This is a genomic window from Bradyrhizobium erythrophlei (assembly GCF_900129505.1).
GTDB lineage: Bacteria > Pseudomonadota > Alphaproteobacteria > Rhizobiales > Xanthobacteraceae > Bradyrhizobium > Bradyrhizobium erythrophlei_D.
Map to the genome: position 1 here is coordinate 9,050,579 of NZ_LT670818.1, position 16,146 is coordinate 9,066,724.

Annotated in this window: 13 protein-coding genes; 3 read left to right on the forward strand and 10 right to left on the reverse strand. The window is 60.0% G+C overall.

What is annotated here, in order from left to right; all coding sequences use genetic code 11:
- Positions 1-11: 11 nt before the first annotated feature.
- A complete protein-coding gene (gene pncA / locus B5525_RS42830; protein ID WP_079572533.1) occupies positions 12-632 on the reverse strand; it encodes a bifunctional nicotinamidase/pyrazinamidase in 621 nt (206 codons plus the stop codon).
- 130 nt (positions 633-762) lie between these two features.
- On the opposite strand from pncA, the gene pncB reads away from it, so the two are divergent.
- On the forward strand, positions 763-2,067 hold the full coding sequence (pncB, locus tag B5525_RS42835) for a nicotinate phosphoribosyltransferase (protein ID WP_079572535.1): 1,305 nt from the start codon (positions 763-765) through the stop codon (positions 2,065-2,067).
- Between the two features lie 110 nt (positions 2,068-2,177).
- On the opposite strand, the gene B5525_RS42840 is transcribed toward pncB, so the two are convergent.
- Positions 2,178-2,477 carry an HU family DNA-binding protein gene (locus B5525_RS42840; RefSeq protein WP_079572537.1) on the reverse strand — a complete coding sequence of 100 codons (300 nt, stop codon included), beginning with the start codon at positions 2,475-2,477 and terminating at the stop codon, positions 2,178-2,180.
- A gap of 209 nt (positions 2,478-2,686) precedes the next feature.
- Positions 2,687-3,460, reverse strand: a complete 774-nt coding sequence (locus tag B5525_RS42845; RefSeq protein WP_079574518.1) for a ferredoxin--NADP reductase — start codon at positions 3,458-3,460, stop codon at positions 2,687-2,689.
- A gap of 160 nt (positions 3,461-3,620) precedes the next feature.
- On the opposite strand from B5525_RS42845, the gene B5525_RS42850 reads away from it, so the two are divergent.
- Positions 3,621-4,817: an amidohydrolase family protein gene (locus B5525_RS42850; RefSeq protein WP_079572539.1), complete on the forward strand. Its 1,197-nt coding sequence runs from the start codon at positions 3,621-3,623 to the stop codon at positions 4,815-4,817.
- Between the two features lie 1,241 nt (positions 4,818-6,058).
- Here B5525_RS42850 and B5525_RS42855 read toward each other — a convergent pair.
- From B5525_RS42855 to ltrA, 3 genes are all read right to left on the reverse strand, one after another.
- Positions 6,059-6,853, reverse strand: coding sequence for an adenylate/guanylate cyclase domain-containing protein (locus tag B5525_RS42855; RefSeq protein WP_079574519.1), 795 nt, complete (start codon positions 6,851-6,853; stop codon positions 6,059-6,061).
- A 243-nt stretch (positions 6,854-7,096) separates the two neighbouring features.
- Positions 7,097-7,411, reverse strand: a complete 315-nt coding sequence (locus tag B5525_RS42860; RefSeq protein WP_338075321.1) for a DUF3551 domain-containing protein — start codon at positions 7,409-7,411, stop codon at positions 7,097-7,099.
- Positions 7,412-7,589: 178 nt separating this feature from the next.
- Positions 7,590-8,912, reverse strand: a complete 1,323-nt coding sequence (gene ltrA / locus B5525_RS42865) for a group II intron reverse transcriptase/maturase (protein WP_425305221.1) — start codon at positions 8,910-8,912, stop codon at positions 7,590-7,592.
- Between the two features lie 2,716 nt (positions 8,913-11,628).
- Between ltrA and B5525_RS42880 the strand changes: the two genes are divergently transcribed.
- Positions 11,629-12,561 carry a lipid A biosynthesis lauroyl acyltransferase gene (locus tag B5525_RS42880; protein ID WP_079572541.1) on the forward strand — a complete coding sequence of 311 codons (933 nt, stop codon included), beginning with the start codon at positions 11,629-11,631 and terminating at the stop codon, positions 12,559-12,561.
- Between the two features lie 7 nt (positions 12,562-12,568).
- Here B5525_RS42880 and B5525_RS42885 read toward each other — a convergent pair whose 3' ends face one another.
- The 4 genes from B5525_RS42885 to B5525_RS42900 all read right to left on the reverse strand — a co-directional run bounded on the left by B5525_RS42885 (position 12,569) and on the right by B5525_RS42900 (position 16,134).
- On the reverse strand, positions 12,569-14,158 hold the full coding sequence (locus tag B5525_RS42885; protein ID WP_079572543.1) for a B12-binding domain-containing radical SAM protein: 1,590 nt from the start codon (positions 14,156-14,158) through the stop codon (positions 12,569-12,571).
- Between the two features lie 128 nt (positions 14,159-14,286).
- Positions 14,287-14,709 (reverse strand): Rap1a/Tai family immunity protein, encoded by a 423-nt coding sequence (locus tag B5525_RS42890; protein WP_079572545.1) that lies wholly within the window; start codon positions 14,707-14,709, stop codon positions 14,287-14,289.
- A gap of 443 nt (positions 14,710-15,152) precedes the next feature.
- The gene (locus B5525_RS42895) at positions 15,153-15,854 is read right to left on the reverse strand and encodes a hypothetical protein (RefSeq protein ID WP_079574522.1); all 702 of its coding nucleotides are present in this window, start codon (positions 15,852-15,854) and stop codon (positions 15,153-15,155) included.
- A gap of 88 nt (positions 15,855-15,942) precedes the next feature.
- Positions 15,943-16,134, reverse strand: a complete 192-nt coding sequence (locus tag B5525_RS42900) for a hypothetical protein (RefSeq protein WP_079572547.1) — start codon at positions 16,132-16,134, stop codon at positions 15,943-15,945.
- Positions 16,135-16,146 lie beyond the last annotated feature (12 nt).

The following is a 16,146-nucleotide window of genomic DNA, read 5'->3' on the forward strand; positions in this document are numbered from 1 at the left end:
AGACCATCGCGCTAACCGAGATTGTCGACACGCTGCACGCCGGCTGCTGCCATCTCCGTCCAGGCGGCATCGAGCGAACCCGCCAGATCAATCGCTCTGCATCCGGCCTCGATGACTACGGTATCAAAGCCGAGCCGGCGCGCGTCGGCTGCGGAGTAGAAGACGCAAAAATCGGTGGCGAGCCCGGCCAGGAATATCCGTTTCAGGCCGCGCTCGCGCAAATAGCCGGCCAGCCCCGTTGGCGTGCGCCGGTCATTCTCATAGAACGCGGAATAGGAATCGATTTCACCGCGGAAGCCCTTGCGGATCACAAGCTCGGCGCGATCCGTCTTCAATTGCGGATGAAAGGCCGCCCCTTGCGTGCCCTGGACGCAGTGATCCGGCCAGAGGGTCTGCTGGCCATAGGGCATCGTGATGGTTCCGAAAGGCGCAGAGCCCGGATGTGAGCTGGCGAACGAGCTGTGGGCCGGCGGATGCCAGTCCTGGGTCAGCACGACATGACCGAAGCGATCGGCGAGGCTGTTGATGACGGGCACCACGGCATCCCCGTCGGCGACCGCGAGCGCGCCCCCGGGACAGAAATCGTTCTGGACATCGATAATCAGCAGCACATCGTCGTCGCGAACCTGCATTTTACACCTGCGATAGAGTTGGTCGTGTGAAACCCTAGCCCAACGCAAAGGTTCTGCCAGCGGGATTTCCGGGGCAGGACTGCCACAAAGCCACTGGTTGCATGGCTTCCAGCGGGATAAAGTTCGGGCTATGGCAGTCACAGACATTGCGAGCAGAACCTACAACCACGGCTGGCGGCTGGATCCGATCGTGCGGAGCCTGCTCGATACCGATTTCTACAAGCTATTGATGCTGCAGATGATTCGGGAATTCTACCCGAGCCAGAAGGTGACCTTTTCGGTCATCAATCGCAGCCGGCATGTGCGGCTTGCCGAGATCATCGACGAGACGGAGCTGCGCGCCCAGCTCGATCATGCCCGCACCATCCGCTTTTCCAAGAAGGAGCTGATATGGCTTGCCGGTAATACGTTTTACGGCAAGACCCAGATGTTCTCGCCCGACTTTATCAACTGGCTCGCCGCGTTCCGTCTCCCCGAATACGAGCTTAAAAAGGTCGACGGCCAGTACGAGTTGCATTTCCACGGACCGTGGACCCACACCACCATGTGGGAGATCCCGGCGCTGGCCATCCTCAACGAGTTGCGTTCGCGCCAGGCGATGAAGGGACAAGGCCGGTTCGTCCTCGACGTTCTCTATGCCCGCGCGAAGGCAAAGCTCTGGAGCAAGGTCGAACGGCTGCGCAAGCTGGACGGATTGCGGCTGTCCGATTTCGGAACGCGGCGGCGCCATGGCTTCCTGTGGCAGCGCTGGTGCGTCGAGGCGGTAAAGGAAGGTCTCGGACAATCCTTCACCGGCACCTCCAACGTCCTCTTGGCGATGGACAACGATCTCGAAGCGATCGGCACCAACGCGCATGAACTGCCGATGGTCGCCGCAGCGCTGGCCAATGACGACGACGAACTTCGCTGGGCGCCGTACCGCATACTAGATCAATGGCGCCACACCTATGGCGGCAACCTTCTGATCGCCCTTCCCGACGCCTTCGGCACCAAGGTATTCCTGCGCGACGCGCCGGAATGGGTGGCGGATTGGACCGGCTTTCGGCCCGACAGCGCGCCGCCGATTCCGGCCGGCGAAGAGATCATCAAATGGTGGAAGCAAATGGGCTGCGACCCCCGGAAAAAGCTGCTGGTGTTTTCGGACGCCATGGATGTCGGATCGATCGAGGAAACCTACCGCCATTTTGCCGGCCGCGTGCGGATCAGCTTCGGCTGGGGCACCAACCTGACCAATGACTTCGTTGGCTGCGCGCCGGATGGTTCGGTCGACCTCGATCCGATCTCGATCGTCTGCAAGGTGACGTCGGTCGACGGCAGGCCCGCCGTCAAGCTCTCCGACAACCCGGAAAAAGCCACGGGCATCGAGTCTGAAGTCGAGCGTTATTTGCGCGTCTTCGGCAATGCGGGCCGGGTTCGCGCCGCGGTGCATGTCTGAAGACGCGTCCTGATCGGTCGAGCGTCGCGCGTGAAATGAAGTGCCGCTTTTCAGCGGACCTGAGGAGAAGGCCCTCAAACAAAAGGCCCCCTTGCGGGGGCCTTTTTCTTTTAGACGGCGTCCTTGGCGGCTTTGACGGGCCGGGCCCGTACGATCTTCCGGGCTGGCTTGGCCTTGAACATCATCTCTTCGCCGGTGAACGGATTGGTGCCCTTCCTGGCCTTGGTCGCCGGCTTCTTGACGACGACGAACTTGGCAAAGCCCGGTACCAGAAACAGTCCGTTCTTCTTCAGTTCCTTGTGGCCGACATCGGTCAGCGTATCCATGACGTTCTTGACGTCGCGCTTGGAAAGCTCGGTGGTGGTCGCAATCTTTTCGATCAACTGCGACTTGGACATTTGGGTAGCCATTGTGTCTCCTCTGATTCGTGGCGAGGCGATATTAGACCAACAAGCAGGCACTGAGAGCTTTCTGCACAGATTTGTTGGTTTTTTACGGGAAAAACAGCCATTTTATAGCTGATTGCGCCGTTCAACCCGGCTTATTGGGCCCAGCCGGAGGTCCCCCCGCTCGATTCAGCCTATATTTGCCGGGGAATCCGGAATCGCCCCGGGCGGCGTCAGCGCTCCGCGAAGGCCTTCTCGACCACGAACTGGCCCGGCTCGCCGTGATTGCCTTCGACGAAACCCCTGCCCAGAAGCAGCGCGCGGGTGTCATGAACCAATGATGGGCTGCCGCAGATCATGACGCGATCCTGTCCGCTCGCGAGCGGGGCAAGACCAATGTCGCTGAACAGCTTGCCTGAATTCATGAGCTCCGTGATCCGGCCGCGATTGCGGAACGGGTCACGCGTCACGGTCGGATAGTAGATCAGCTGGTTGCGCACGAGGTCGCCGATCAGATCGTCGTTCGGCAGTTTCTCCGTGATCATCTCGCCATAGGCGAGTTCGGCGACGCGGCGGCAGCCATGCAGCAGCACCACCTTTTCAAAGCGCACGTAGGTCTCGGGATCCTTGATCACACTCAGAAACGGCGCGAGCCCGGTCCCGGTTCCGATCAGATAGAGGTTGCGTCCGTCCTCCAGATTATCGATCACCAGCGTACCGGTCGCCTTGCGGCTGACGATGATCTCGTCGCCCTGTTTCAGGTGCTGCAGACGCGAGGTCAGCGGACCATCCGGCACCTTGATCGAGAAGAATTCGAGCCGGTCCTCGTAATTGGCGCTGGCAACGCTGTAGGCCCGCAGCAGCGGCTTTTCGCCGACCTTCAGGCCGATCATCGTGAATTCGCCGTTGCGAAAACGGAAGGACGGGTTGCGCGTGGTGGTGAAGCTGAACAGCGTTTCGGTCCAGTGATGGACGCTCAAAACGCTTTCCTGGTTGAAATTGCTCATCGCGACAGTTCCGCTCATCCTAAAACCGATTGTTCCGGGCAACTCGTTCGTATACATTCATTCGTATACAAATGAATAATCCGGCTTGATCCCGGCGTCAAGGCGCGGGCAAGATGCTTTCCGAGCGGCCTGCGAAGGCATTGAACAACAAGGAAAAACCATGGCCCACGACGAACCCCAGGCAGGCGGCCCGACCAAGCTCGTGATCCGCAATATCGGGCTGCTGCTGAGTGGCGCCATGGAGAAGCCGATCCTCGACGCCGACAGCATCGTCGCGGAGAACGGCAAGATCACCGCCATCGGCCGCGCCGGGGATATCGATGCCGAAGGTGCTACGACCGTGATCGACGCCAACGGCACGACCGTCGCACCCGGACTGATCGACAGCCATGTTCATCCCGTCGCCGGCGACTGGACCCCGCGGCAAAACCAGACCGGCTGGATCGACAGCTATCTCAATGGCGGCGTCACCACCATGATCTCCGCCGGCGAAGTCCATATGCCAGGCCGCCCCCGCGACGTCGTCGGCCTCAAGGCGATGGCGATCTTCGCCCAGCGCGCGTTCTGGACCCTGCGGCCCGGCGGCGTGAAAGTTCACGCCGGCGCGCCCGTGATCGAATGCGAAATGGTCGAGGACGATTTCAAGGAACTCGCCGCGGCCGGCGTCAAGCTGCTCGGCGAGGTCGGCCTCGGCGGGGTCAAGGACGGTCCGACCGCCCGGAAGATGGTGGGCTGGGCGCGCAAATACGGCATCCAGAGCACGATCCACACCGGCGGGCCTTCGATTCCCGGCTCCGGACTGATCGACAAGGATGTGGTGCTGGAAGCCGATACCGATGTGATCGGCCACATCAATGGCGGCCATACCGCGCTTCCCGACGACCAGATCCGTTGCATCTGTGAGGGCTGCAAGCGCGGTCTCGAACTGGTTCACAATGGCAATGAGCGCTCGGCGCTCTACACCTTGCGGATTGCACGCGAGATGGGTGATCTCAGCCGCGTCATTCTCGGTACCGATGCGCCGGCCGGCTCCGGCGTGCAGCCGCTCGGCATCCTGCGGATGGTGTCGATGCTGTCGTCGCTCGGCGAGTTGCCCGCCGAAATCGCCTTTTGCCTGGCAACCGGCAACACCGCGCGAATGCGCGCGCTGGATTGCGGCCTGATCGAAGTCGGGCGATCGGCCGATTTCGTCATCATGGACCGGGCCCAGCATTCCCCCGGCAAGACCATCCTCGACAGCGTGCAGCTCGGCGACCTCCCCGGCATCGGCATGACCATCATCGACGGCATCGTGCGCACCCAGCGCAGCCGCAACACGCCCCCCGCGACCAGGGTGCCCATGATTGTCGCGCATTAGGCGTCGGCGTTTTTCACCTCTTCCCGTCGGGAGAGGTGAGCAGAGCCCCGCGCATCAATTGATCTGACCGAAATTCATTCCGCTCCAGTCCATCAACGTCATTGCGAGCGCAAGCGAAGCAATCCAGAAGCCACGCATGCTGACAGATGGATTGCTTCGTCGCTTGCGCTCCTCGCAATGACGCTTTGAGAGTGGCTCTGCGAGCCTACTACAGGTGTCCACGCTGATCCGTCTCCCCTTCCCCCGCGAAGCGGCGGGGAGGGGTCGGGGGTGGGGGCGGTTCAGCAAATTCTCTGCCAGAGGAGTAAACTGATAGACCCCCCACCCCCGACCTCGAGAGCGAGCTTTGCTCGCCTCGGACCCCGCCACGCGCAAGGGCGCGTGGGTGGAGGGGAGCTCAGGAGGCGCTTGTCCGGGGCGACGAATTCTATTTCCGATTCGAATTTCAAACAGCGGATATGCGTTCGCATTCTCGCGGCACGATGTCGCCCGAGTTTTGCGGTTCGTTGTCCCTCCGAAATGAAGGGAACAGGGAATGCCGGATGCGCGCTGCACCCGCGGTCTCGTGTGCAAATATGTGCGAAAGAAAACGCACACGAGCATACAGGTTCAGCGGAGGCACTCCGGCATTCCCTGCGCAATGGCTTTACGGCTTACTTCGTGATCTCCCCGGAGAATCGGGCTTTGTTGTCTCCGTCGCCCGCGAATAGCTGGCGCATCAGCGCCCGGTCGGGCCGACTTGCCTTTCGCAGGCTTGACGCCAACCGCTGAGGCGTCAGGACCACACGACTTCACCGTACGCTTCGGCGCCGCTCGTCCGCACGTCCCAAGGATCGCTCACGAGCCCTGAAAGCCCGCCCTGCCATCCCTTCGCGCGCACGACGCCGCCGCGTCCACCGCATCCCATCCCAACGTTCGTGACGATGGCCAACGCCCCTTCCTCGGGGACAGGATGCCGGGAGTTCTAAACGTGATTTGCCCGACGGCGAAAGCGAAAATCTGCCCGACGGGTTGTTTTGTCGCAGCCGGGGCGGCCGAAGGCATGAACGCCTGAATTCGCATTGTTGGGCAGGCGGCTGCTTTTGCTATGCATCCCGGACTCAAGTCGGACGTCGCGTGATGTCAGAAATGTGCCACAACCGGACTCACATCGCCGCAAGAAGCTCTATTCGACCCACCTCGTCGGCGCGGCCGCGACATCGAACCGATTGCAAAGCCGGTGTCCACTCTTGCAGGACACCTCAAGGTTCGACCCGGTACAGGCGCCATCGCTCCGGCACGCCTTTGAGTTGGTGAACGCCGTGATCCCTGAAGCGGATTCCAGATTGCGACATCAGGTCCCTGACCGCGCTCGAGACCAGGACTTCGCCGGCCCGCGCCTTCGCGGCGACGCGCGCGCCGATGTGAAACGCGAGACCGACCACCTCGGACCCGCTCACTTTGTATTCGCCTGCATGCAGCCCTACCCTGATCTCGAGCCCCAGCGTGCGCACGGCCTCGCGGATCGCGGTCGCGCAACGGACCCCGGCGGCCGGCGCCTTGAACGTCGCCAGCAGTCCGTCCCCCGTCGTCACGACCTCCTTTCCGCGCAAGGTCTTCAGCTCTCGACGGACGGCGGCGTAATAGTGACTCATCACCTGCGTCCATCGGGCATCGCCGAGCCGCGCGGCTTTTTCGGTGGAGCGGACGATATCGACAAAGAGGATCGTGGCGAGCGCTTGTTCGAGTTCGGCGCCACGGCTGGGGGATCGGCGCCGGATCGCAATAGATCCCACCAGCGGTTCATAGCGATGGCTGCGTCGCCGCGCGATCGCGGCTTTTGCATAGTCTTTGGCACGCGGCACGGTGCCGCAACGAATTGTTTTCACCCTCGGTGGAAGCGTCCAGTAAACCCTTCGCCCATCTCCGGCGCCATAGACCTCCACGGGGCCCCACTTCAGGAAAACCGCCGAACCAACCCGTCGAACGCACCATGCCTTTGACGTGTATCCGGAAACGTTCGACTGATGGATTCCGATGCGAAGGAACTTGGGCATGAACGTGCGGCCAATCGAAAGACCGTTTGGGCGTACCTCGGGTAGAGCGTAATCATACATTCGTGCGTTGGCAACAGTACTCCTAATCGAGGATTTGCCAACGCCGTCGGAAACTGACGGTTCTTTCCTCTTGCTGCCACAGGCCATCCTCGAAATGAGCCTGTCACAGAAATTATCTGTGTCTCGTTCCAGGGGTGCAGTCCAGCACCGTCACCGTAACTAAAGCGGCCGCAAGATCATGTCCTAGTAGACGCGAGGATGCTGGCGATAATGTCGTCTCACGGGCTCTTCCGCGCTCGCAAAATATGGATTGATGACGCACTCGGCCGCGCGGCCCGATGCCGACGCGTTACACTGAGGCAGTGACGCGTACCTGCATTCGTAATAGTTGGCCCCCCTATCGTACACGTGCAAGCAAACCGGATAGGCCGGATCGTACGTCTGGGCCGTCGCCGACCCTATTGAGAGCGTCCCGAAAATCGCCAAGGCCAGAATGCGCATCAGAATCTCCCTCGAGATAGACGGGACAGCATCAATGCCTAAGAACAGACAAGCCATAATGAACTTAGTCAATTCACGTTCGCGCGCGAACCCGCGAAAGCGCGGTGCGTGAAATTCAGAGCCATGTCCGAGTTGGGTCAAACTGAGAGGAAATCAACGTGAAGCGCGGTAGGGACGATCATTGCTGACCGCCCCCCGCCCAAATCCGTGCAGGCGGGATTCCCGCACACGGCTCCTACCTTGGGTGCATGACGGCAAAACGCCTATCGGGATATGGGTGAAGGATGCGCGGTTGGGGGAGCCAGTCGGCGGCTAGCCCATGCATTCGCTGCCACGAGAAGCGGTCCTTCTGGCTACGCCGCCGCAGCGTGCGCAACCAGATGCGCTTCACATAATAGTAGAATGCTCTCAGTGCAGGGCCGTTGGTCGGCACGGCATGATAAGCGAAGAAGCCTCTGACCACCTGCTTGAGCCAAGCCCCTTGCTCGGGGATAGGCTCGTGCATGCGCCGTCGCAATTCCTCCTTGATCCTCCTGAGCGTTGCCTGCATGCGATCGCGCCGTGTTGTTCTTTTGACAAGGAACTGTCCACGGCTGTTGCGTTCACAGATGAAGGTAAAGCCAAGAAAGTTGAAGGTCTCCGGTTTTCCGAGCCCGCGATGAGCGCGTCGTTCCGCCGCAAAGCGGCCGAACTCGATCAGGCGAGTCTTGTCCGGATTGAGCGACAGCGAGAACTCCTCGAACCGCTTGCGCATATCGTCCCAGAAGCGCCGGGCGTCCCCCTCGTGCTCGAAGCCGACGACAATGTCATCAGCATACCGCATGAGGATCATGTCGCCCGTGGCCTCGTGCCGTCGCCAGCGCTCGGCCCAGAGGTCGAACACGTAATGCAGGTAGACGTTGGCGAGCAGCGGTGAGATTACCGATCCCTGCCCCGTTCCCTTTTCACTGACCGTGACAACCCCGTTCTCTAGGACACCCGCCTTCAACCACTTCTGGATCAGGCGGATAATGCGCAGATCGCCGATGCGGTGCTCCACGAATCGCACCAGCCAGTCTTTGCTGACTGAGTCGAAAAAGGAGGCCACATCTGCGTCAAAAATGAAGTTCACTCGCCTGCTCGTGATCCCGACAACCAGCGCATCCAGCGCATTGTGCTGACCTCGCTTGGGTCGGAACCCGTAGCTGAACCCGAGGAAGTCTTCCTCGTAGATGGCGTTCAACACAGCTGCGGTCGCTCTCTGGACGATCTTGTCCTCGAGTGCCGCAACCGCCAACGGACGCTGTTTCCCATCAGCCTTCGGTATGTATGTCCGGCGTGATGGCAGTGCCCGGTATGCTCCCCGATGAACCCGCTCATGCAGATCAGTGAGGTTTCGGTCAAGGTCTGCTTCGTAGGTCGGCCACGTCAGTCCATCCACCCCAGAGGCGGCATCGCGTTTGAGCGCGAAGAACGCTATCCGCAGGCAGTCGATACTGATGTGGTGGAGGAGTGCAGTGAGCTTCCCCTTCTTCCGTTGCCTTGCGGCTTGCCGTACGCGCTCCAGCGCCTGTGCCACGCGCTCCCGTCCCTGTGTCCGGTGCGTGCTTTGCCGGCGCGCGTTCCCCTTGGCCCCCGCCCTTGGCTCCACCGGCTCCGCTGCGGTCGGGACCGCTTTGTTCGTCGGCTTCACAGCTACTATGGCAGAGTCTGACTTCTCACGACCGTGCATCATCGGCTACGGCTCCTCACCTTCCCGATGCGGACCGGCGGCTGTTGCCGAACGGTCGATCGCGAGATCTCCCGGTTCCCGCGCAAGGAGCGTCTGCACATGCCAGGGTCTCTGACCACGCCGGGTCGTCCTGGCGCTCGCGATGACGCGCCCAGACGTATTGCCTTCCACGATCTGCACGGTGTCGGCACCCAGAATAGGAATCTTTCGCGGCTCGATGGCTGGCCTATGCGCTCCCCTGTCAACGCTTCGCCGAAACCCTCGCGGGCAACTGCGCATGACTCGGGGCCGATGTGGATCGCTACTCCCTCATCGTAAGAGACTTGCACTCTCTACTCCTTGCCGGTCTCCCGGCGCTTCGCAGATGTATTCTGCTTTGCCTCTAACAACGGACATCGCTCAACAGGGTCGGCATGTCCGTTCGGGTAGAGTCGAGGATGGGCGCGGTAGCTTGGGCCATTCGGCAACGCTCCGTTTCCCATCCCCGCTCATCGAACCGGACGTGCCCGATTAAGGCATCCGGCTCTCCGACTGGTTTCACCGTGAGGCACACAGAGAGCAAACTAACCGCACGCGGCTTCGGTGCGGTGAGTAACTCTCCTTCGCCCCTCGACACAGCAATCTCCGGCGGCTCCTGTCTTTGATGGTGTTTGCAGGCTCATCGCCAATCACCACGACCTAGCCATCTTCGAAAGCGCACCAGAAGTCGGGGCCCTTTCCTCAGCCAGCATTACCCGGCTTCAACGGTCATACGACCCCGTCCGACTCCCGCCATGGCCGCCGCCTTTCGCGACGTTGAGGCCGCTACCCTCGCCCTTGACGGGTCTCCCCCGATTACCCGAACCACCTTTCCGACGTGCCGTGCCCACTACCCCGGCGGATCGAGCGGGTGCGCGTGTCGATTGCTTCCCCGCTCATACAGCCTTCCCCAAATGGCAGGAGGGTCGGCATCCGCATTGTCACTTTCGAGGCCTGCTCAGGCTTCACTCACGTTACGGCCCGCCGGATTGCTCAACCGCCTAAAGCGGCCTTTGTCACGAGGCTCCAGCCCTGCCGGTTACCCGGCCGAGCCGCTCGTCAGCTACCAGATCAATCGACAACTCTCTGGGTGGAATCTTCCTCCACTAGTGATCCGCGCCTTCGGGGCGCACTGCCAGACTCAGACATCGGCGGCTCGCCTATTCGCCGGGTTCGCGATCAGGCGTCGGCGAGATCATCGCTGCGCGCCGCAAAAAAGAAAACGGTCTCGGGGGAGCAGGCTGACGCGCTGAAACATATCGAATTGCTTGTCGGAATTCACGCTTAGAGATTCCGCTTGCGGGCCGAGCGAGGCTGAACGGCGTGGTCAATAACCAAAGGCCGCGATATCCAATGAGACCAAGAGCGTGATCACGCAGGCTCAACAAGAGTTTACGTCGAGGCTCGTGCAGAACGTGCGTTATCCCCTATCTATCACGGAGGAGGATCAAGCGATGAACACGATTAAACTGGCGATGGCCGTGCTCGTGGCCGCAGGAATTGCTGTCACCCCGTTTGCTGCGCAAGCGAAGAAGTACAGGCACAGCAGGCACTCAATCTCCTATCAGACGTCCACGTCCGGCCCTTATCCGCTGGCCGGAGTGTCGGTACCGCGAAACGGTGGCTATGGTACATCCGGAAATCCGGTTGGAACTGTCACGGCTCCGTCAATAGGCACATACAGTTGGCCTTCGGTGGGAGTCACAAACGCGGTTCCCACCTGGAGCAACACCACTCCCGCCGTTCGCTAAAGCGCGATGCGATAAGGTTGAATCGTCATCGCGCAGTGCGCTTGGATTCCTTTTCCGATACCCGACGGGACGCAATGTACGAGGAGCCCTTCCCAATTTTGGGCCAAGGCCGCTTGGAGAATGGCGCAAAATCCGACTGCTGCCCGGCCACGCAGTCCCGATCGAACCCAGTCTCCGGTCGCTGTCTCCCGAAAACGGGAATATTTCAAATATCCGCCGGAGACAGTCGGCGATTTGGCTCCTGCAGCGGCCAATTTCGGAGCCGGGAGACCGATAGCCGATTCGCAAAAGCCCGCCATTGGCGGGCCTTTCTGAGGTTACTGAGGGTAAAGTCTCCAGGCGCCGGACTGCTTGGCTGGGGCGGGAGGATTCGAACCTCCGTATGGTGGAATCAAAATCAGGCCATTTCACCAACGATTTCAAAGCGCATTCTGAAAAAAGCGTGGAATTCAGCCCCAAAGGTATCAATAAGTTAGCTGGTCATTCAGAATGACCCGAAGCGCCGAAGATCGAGACCGTAATACGATTCCCGGTCATCCCTCCCCATGGCTTTTTGCGCCGTCGTGTCGGTGAATGTCGGCTTTCGGGGGTGAAGCAGACATCCCGCAGCTAGGCCACGACTTCCGTTTGTGAACCCGGAACAGACATTTACTCCGAACGAAGCTCGATCCGAGGGGCGCGCCCCTGCGCAACTCGTTAGTGTCTTGGATCGTATCGCCAGCGCTGGTATAATGATGCACACTGAAGCGCATGGAAAGCCGAATGGTGTTCGGCGAGATCGTCGTTGGTTTCTGATGCAACGTCTGCTGCATCGCGCCAAGGCCCGACTTCGCGACACGACCACGCCGCTGGGCCAAGCCGCGGTGGGTGCGCTGACGATCGGAATACTGCGTACCGCCCGCTATTTCGATCCGATCAAGACCGCCAACCTGTTCGGCCGGATCGCCCGCTTGATCGGGCCCTTGATGCGGGAGCAGAAGATCGGTCGCGCCAATCTGACCGCCGCATTTCCGGAGAAATCGCCCGCAGAGATCGAGGCCATTCTCGCAGGCGTCTGGGACAATCTCGGTCGCGTCGGCGCCGAATTCGCGCACCTCGATCATATCTGGGAGCACGATCCGGCGCGCTCCAAGGATAGCCGGATCGAAATCGGGACGCGCTCCTACGAATTGTTTGCGCAGCTTCGACACGACGGCAAACCGGCGCTGATCTTTGCAAGCCATCTCGCCAACTGGGAACTTCCCGCTCTGGCTGCCGTCGCGCACGGGCTGGACACCGCGATTCTGTATCGCCGGCCCAACATCGCGGCGGCCGATCGCATCATCCAGGATATGCGCGCCCTAAAAATGGGCACGCTAATTCCGGCTGGCCGTGACGCGCCACTAAAACTTGCGGAGGCCCTGAAAAACGGTCAGCACGTCGGGATGCTGGTCGACCAGTATCTGACCAACGGCGTCGAGGTTACTTTCTTTGGCCGCAAGACCAGGGCCAATCCGATGTTGGCCCGGCTGCTGCGGCAGATCGAGTGCCCGGTTCATGGCGTACGCATCGTCCGCCTGCCCGGAAACCGCTTTCGTGGCGAACTGTCCGAAGAAGTGAAGCCGGTCCGCGACGCCGCCGGGCAAATCGATATTCAGGGAACGATGCAGGCGATCACGTCGGTGATCGAGGAATGGATCCGCGAATATCCCGATCAGTGGTTGTGGCTACACCGTCGCTGGCGGTAGCACCTGCTTAACCCCCCGTCGCCCTCACAGGATGCATACCGTCCAGCTCGGCAATGCGGCGGTCAATCTGGCTGATCACGTGCTTCGAGAACGGCCCGAGGTGCATGTACAGCGCCATCAGTATCACGATGTAACGCAGCGCGCCTGGATTGGTCTTGGCGACCTCGACGAAGGTCTTCCAGAACGGCTCGCGAACCTCCGGCAGGGCCCGTATGATCTTGTGCACGCTGTCGATGCCGCCAAGCCTCTTGCGCATGTCGCCATCCGGCAGCTCGCGGCGGCGGTCGGAGCGGTCGAGCTTGACAGCGAGCCTTGACAGCCGTCCGGCATATGCCGTCGGGCTGAACACGTGCCGGAGCACGGCCTTGTAATCCACAAGAATGTCACGAAGCGGACGCTTGGTGTCGAAATTGCAGCCGAGCGTGCATTGGTCGCCGGCCTGCTCGACCTTCATGAGGTCATGGCCTTTGTGCAGGCGGCCTTCCTCGGCTAGCCGCCGCGTCAGCTGTGTGCCAGGCAGCGCATAAAGTAGTCCAACCATGCAGACCGGAATGTCCGTCTCCTCGATGAAGTCGATCATCGCCTGTCCCATCGAGACTTTTTCGGTATCGAACCCGACGATGAAGCCGGCAGTAACGAACATGCCGTAGCCGTAAATCTTATGGATGCACTCCGCGATGTTGCGCCTGGTGTTCTGCTTCTTCTTCATCTGCACGAGCGTCTCTGGATCCGGGCTCTCGATGCCGACGAAAATCGCGAAGAAGTTCGCGTCCTTCATCGCCTGCAACAGCTCGTCGTCATCGGCGATATTGATCGAGGCTTCGGTCGAGAACTCGAACGGATAGTCGCGCTCTTCCAGCCAAGCTTTGAGTCGCGGAAGTAGCGTGCGGAGGTTCCTCTTGTTGCCGATGAAATTGTCGTCGACGAAATCGACATGCCCGCGATAACCGTGATCGTAGAGCGCTTGCAGTTCGGCGAGAATCTGATCGTTAGTCTTGGTGCGCGGCACGCGACCATACAGCTCGATGATATCGCAGAACTCGCAAGTGAACGGGCAGCCCCGCGAATATTGCACGCCGATGAAGAGATAGTGATCGAACTTGATCAGATCGTAACGCGGCATCGGGCTTTGCGTAACGTCGATCTTGAATTTCTCGGCGATGAACACACCCTTGCGTTCGCCGCTTTCCCAGGCAGCGATGAAGTGCACCATGACTTGCTCGGCCTCGCCGATCACCTGGAAGTCCGCGTCCGCGTAAAGATGCGGGCTGGAGGAGACGTCAGGCCCACCGACACATACCGGCTTGCCGTGCAGGTGGGCGAGATCGATCAGGTAGATGAAATCAGGCTGCTGGTTGAGCATACCGCCGATCATCACGAGATCGGCCCAGTCGAGGTCCGCGTCCGTCAAAGGCTCGGTGTTACGGTTAACGAGACGGATGTCCCAATGCTTCGGCAGCATAGCGGCGACCGTGATCAGGCCGAGTGGCGCCGCCGGATACTTCGCGCCGACCAGTTCGCAGGCTTCCGTATAGTTCCAGAACGAGTTCGGAATGAACTTCGGATATACCATTAGGACGCGGCACGGGATCGTCATGTGATTCCCCGGAGGTTGAGGCGCAGTTGCCTATAGATCCCTCGGTGCATTGAGAGTCAGGTACGAGCAAGCCCTGACACGAACATTACGGATCGTAAGGCTAGCATCAGAATCGACAGATACACTTTCTATTGTTTTGATTTTTTCGGCGCGTGCTTTTTTGGTCCAGTCCCGATAGACGACTCGGCATCGTCCCCTTGGCAGGGCCAAGCATCTCTGAATGCTTCAATAGCGATGGTGATCCCCGGTTCATTCACTCGATCCGGATTGTTATCAATATACCGCAGAAAGACCTTGGCACTCTGCAAAATGCTGCCTTGCGTGGGGGGGCATGCACGTATGCCAGCTGGCAGATTTGGTGAAAAGAGCATCGCAGTCTCGATCATTCCCTCACAGGCGCCGGCGGACCGAGCTTCGTCCTGATTGCGAAACGAGTTCTGAACAAGTAGCTCGCAAGACCTCTGCGTGTCGGTTCCTTTATCGACAACCGTGGCGCTTCCCCTTCCGATGATCGAAAGGACTAGGCCGGCAACAATGATATAGACCCGCATTGGTGTCCCCGAACCGGCGCAATAGTTTACATGCACTTGATTTGCCGCAATGGAGCCGCCGCCCGCGCCGGTGACCTCCGTCTCAAGGGACGAGCGCTAGAGACTGTGCATCGCGCCGTTACGGCCATTCCCGAAGCGCACGATCCGTTTTGGCGAACCTTCCTCAACTGCGCCACCAAGCGGGACTCATCCTCGGAACGGGTCCTAGGATGAGCTTAGCCATGAGTACCGTCTAAGCACCCACGAGGTGGGGCTGCATTGCTGCCGCACGGCGCGGACATTCGCACGATCTCCCAGCCTATTCATCAGTCAGGTGAGGCAGCACACGAATGCCCGTCGTATTGAGCCACACTTCCTCGAAGGACGCCGCTCGCTTGAACTCGTTGAAGACCGCGCACTATCCAGACGGCCAGGAAAGCTGGATGAACTCAATACTGAGGAGTCTAGCCTTGATCGGGTTCAAGCTGCACCGTTTTTCGTCCACCGTTCAGCTCTCTGAGCTGGTTTACGTATTCCTCAGGCTTTAACAGATGAAACGGAGCCTTCAGGCCCATAAAAGTTGCTATGCGGCCGATAAAAGCAGTGCAGTTGGCGGTTGCCGCATTCCAGAGCGGCGAAGTCTCCTGAAGGTGTTTGATATAAGCAAAGACCTTCTCGGCGTCAGCCTCATTCAAATAGACCCGATAGCTCGCCGTCAAATATTGCTCGTCAAGATCGCCATAGCTCGCCCCTGTCTCAGAGGGAACAAATATGATGTGTCCCAAGATATACGGCAGCGTGTCGCCAGCCGGAGCCAAACCCGCGACCTCGACCTCTTTTTCGCTTGTCTTTCCGTACCAGATGAATGCATGACCGTAGGTTGCTGCCGTGCGGGCACGAAAATCAACGTAATAGGGACCTCTGACCGTAGCTCTTTGAATTGGCTTTACATCTGACCTGGCCGGCGGGGCACTGGGCGTAACAGCAGCCATGCTCTCAGCAAGCTTCGCCACCGATTTAGGGAAAACGTCCTGTTGCTGATGGTCGGAGCGCGCCGTGAGTTGCTGTGCGCGACTACTCCCGGCCCCCAAGCTCACGGAGGCCGCAAGCAGCGTTACCACAGCAAGACGCTGTAGACTTGGATATTTCCGAGTCACTCCTAGCATCTTCGAATCCTCGTGGATCAAAGACCGGATGCCACAATTAGTCCATCTAACCCAAACGAACGCCGCCGGCGCACGAATAGATATTAGATCAACCTTTGGTCACTACCGGGGCCGCAACCGGATATTTGCCTACCGGGCTCTTGCCGACGGGATATTTGCCCAAGGGATATTTACCGACCGGCGCAGCCACCGGCTGCGGCTGAGGCCGTGGGAGGTCGGCAGCAACTGCTGTTCCCACGAAGGCTAGAGAGGCGACGCCGAGGATCACGAACTTCAACATCAGGATCTCCCA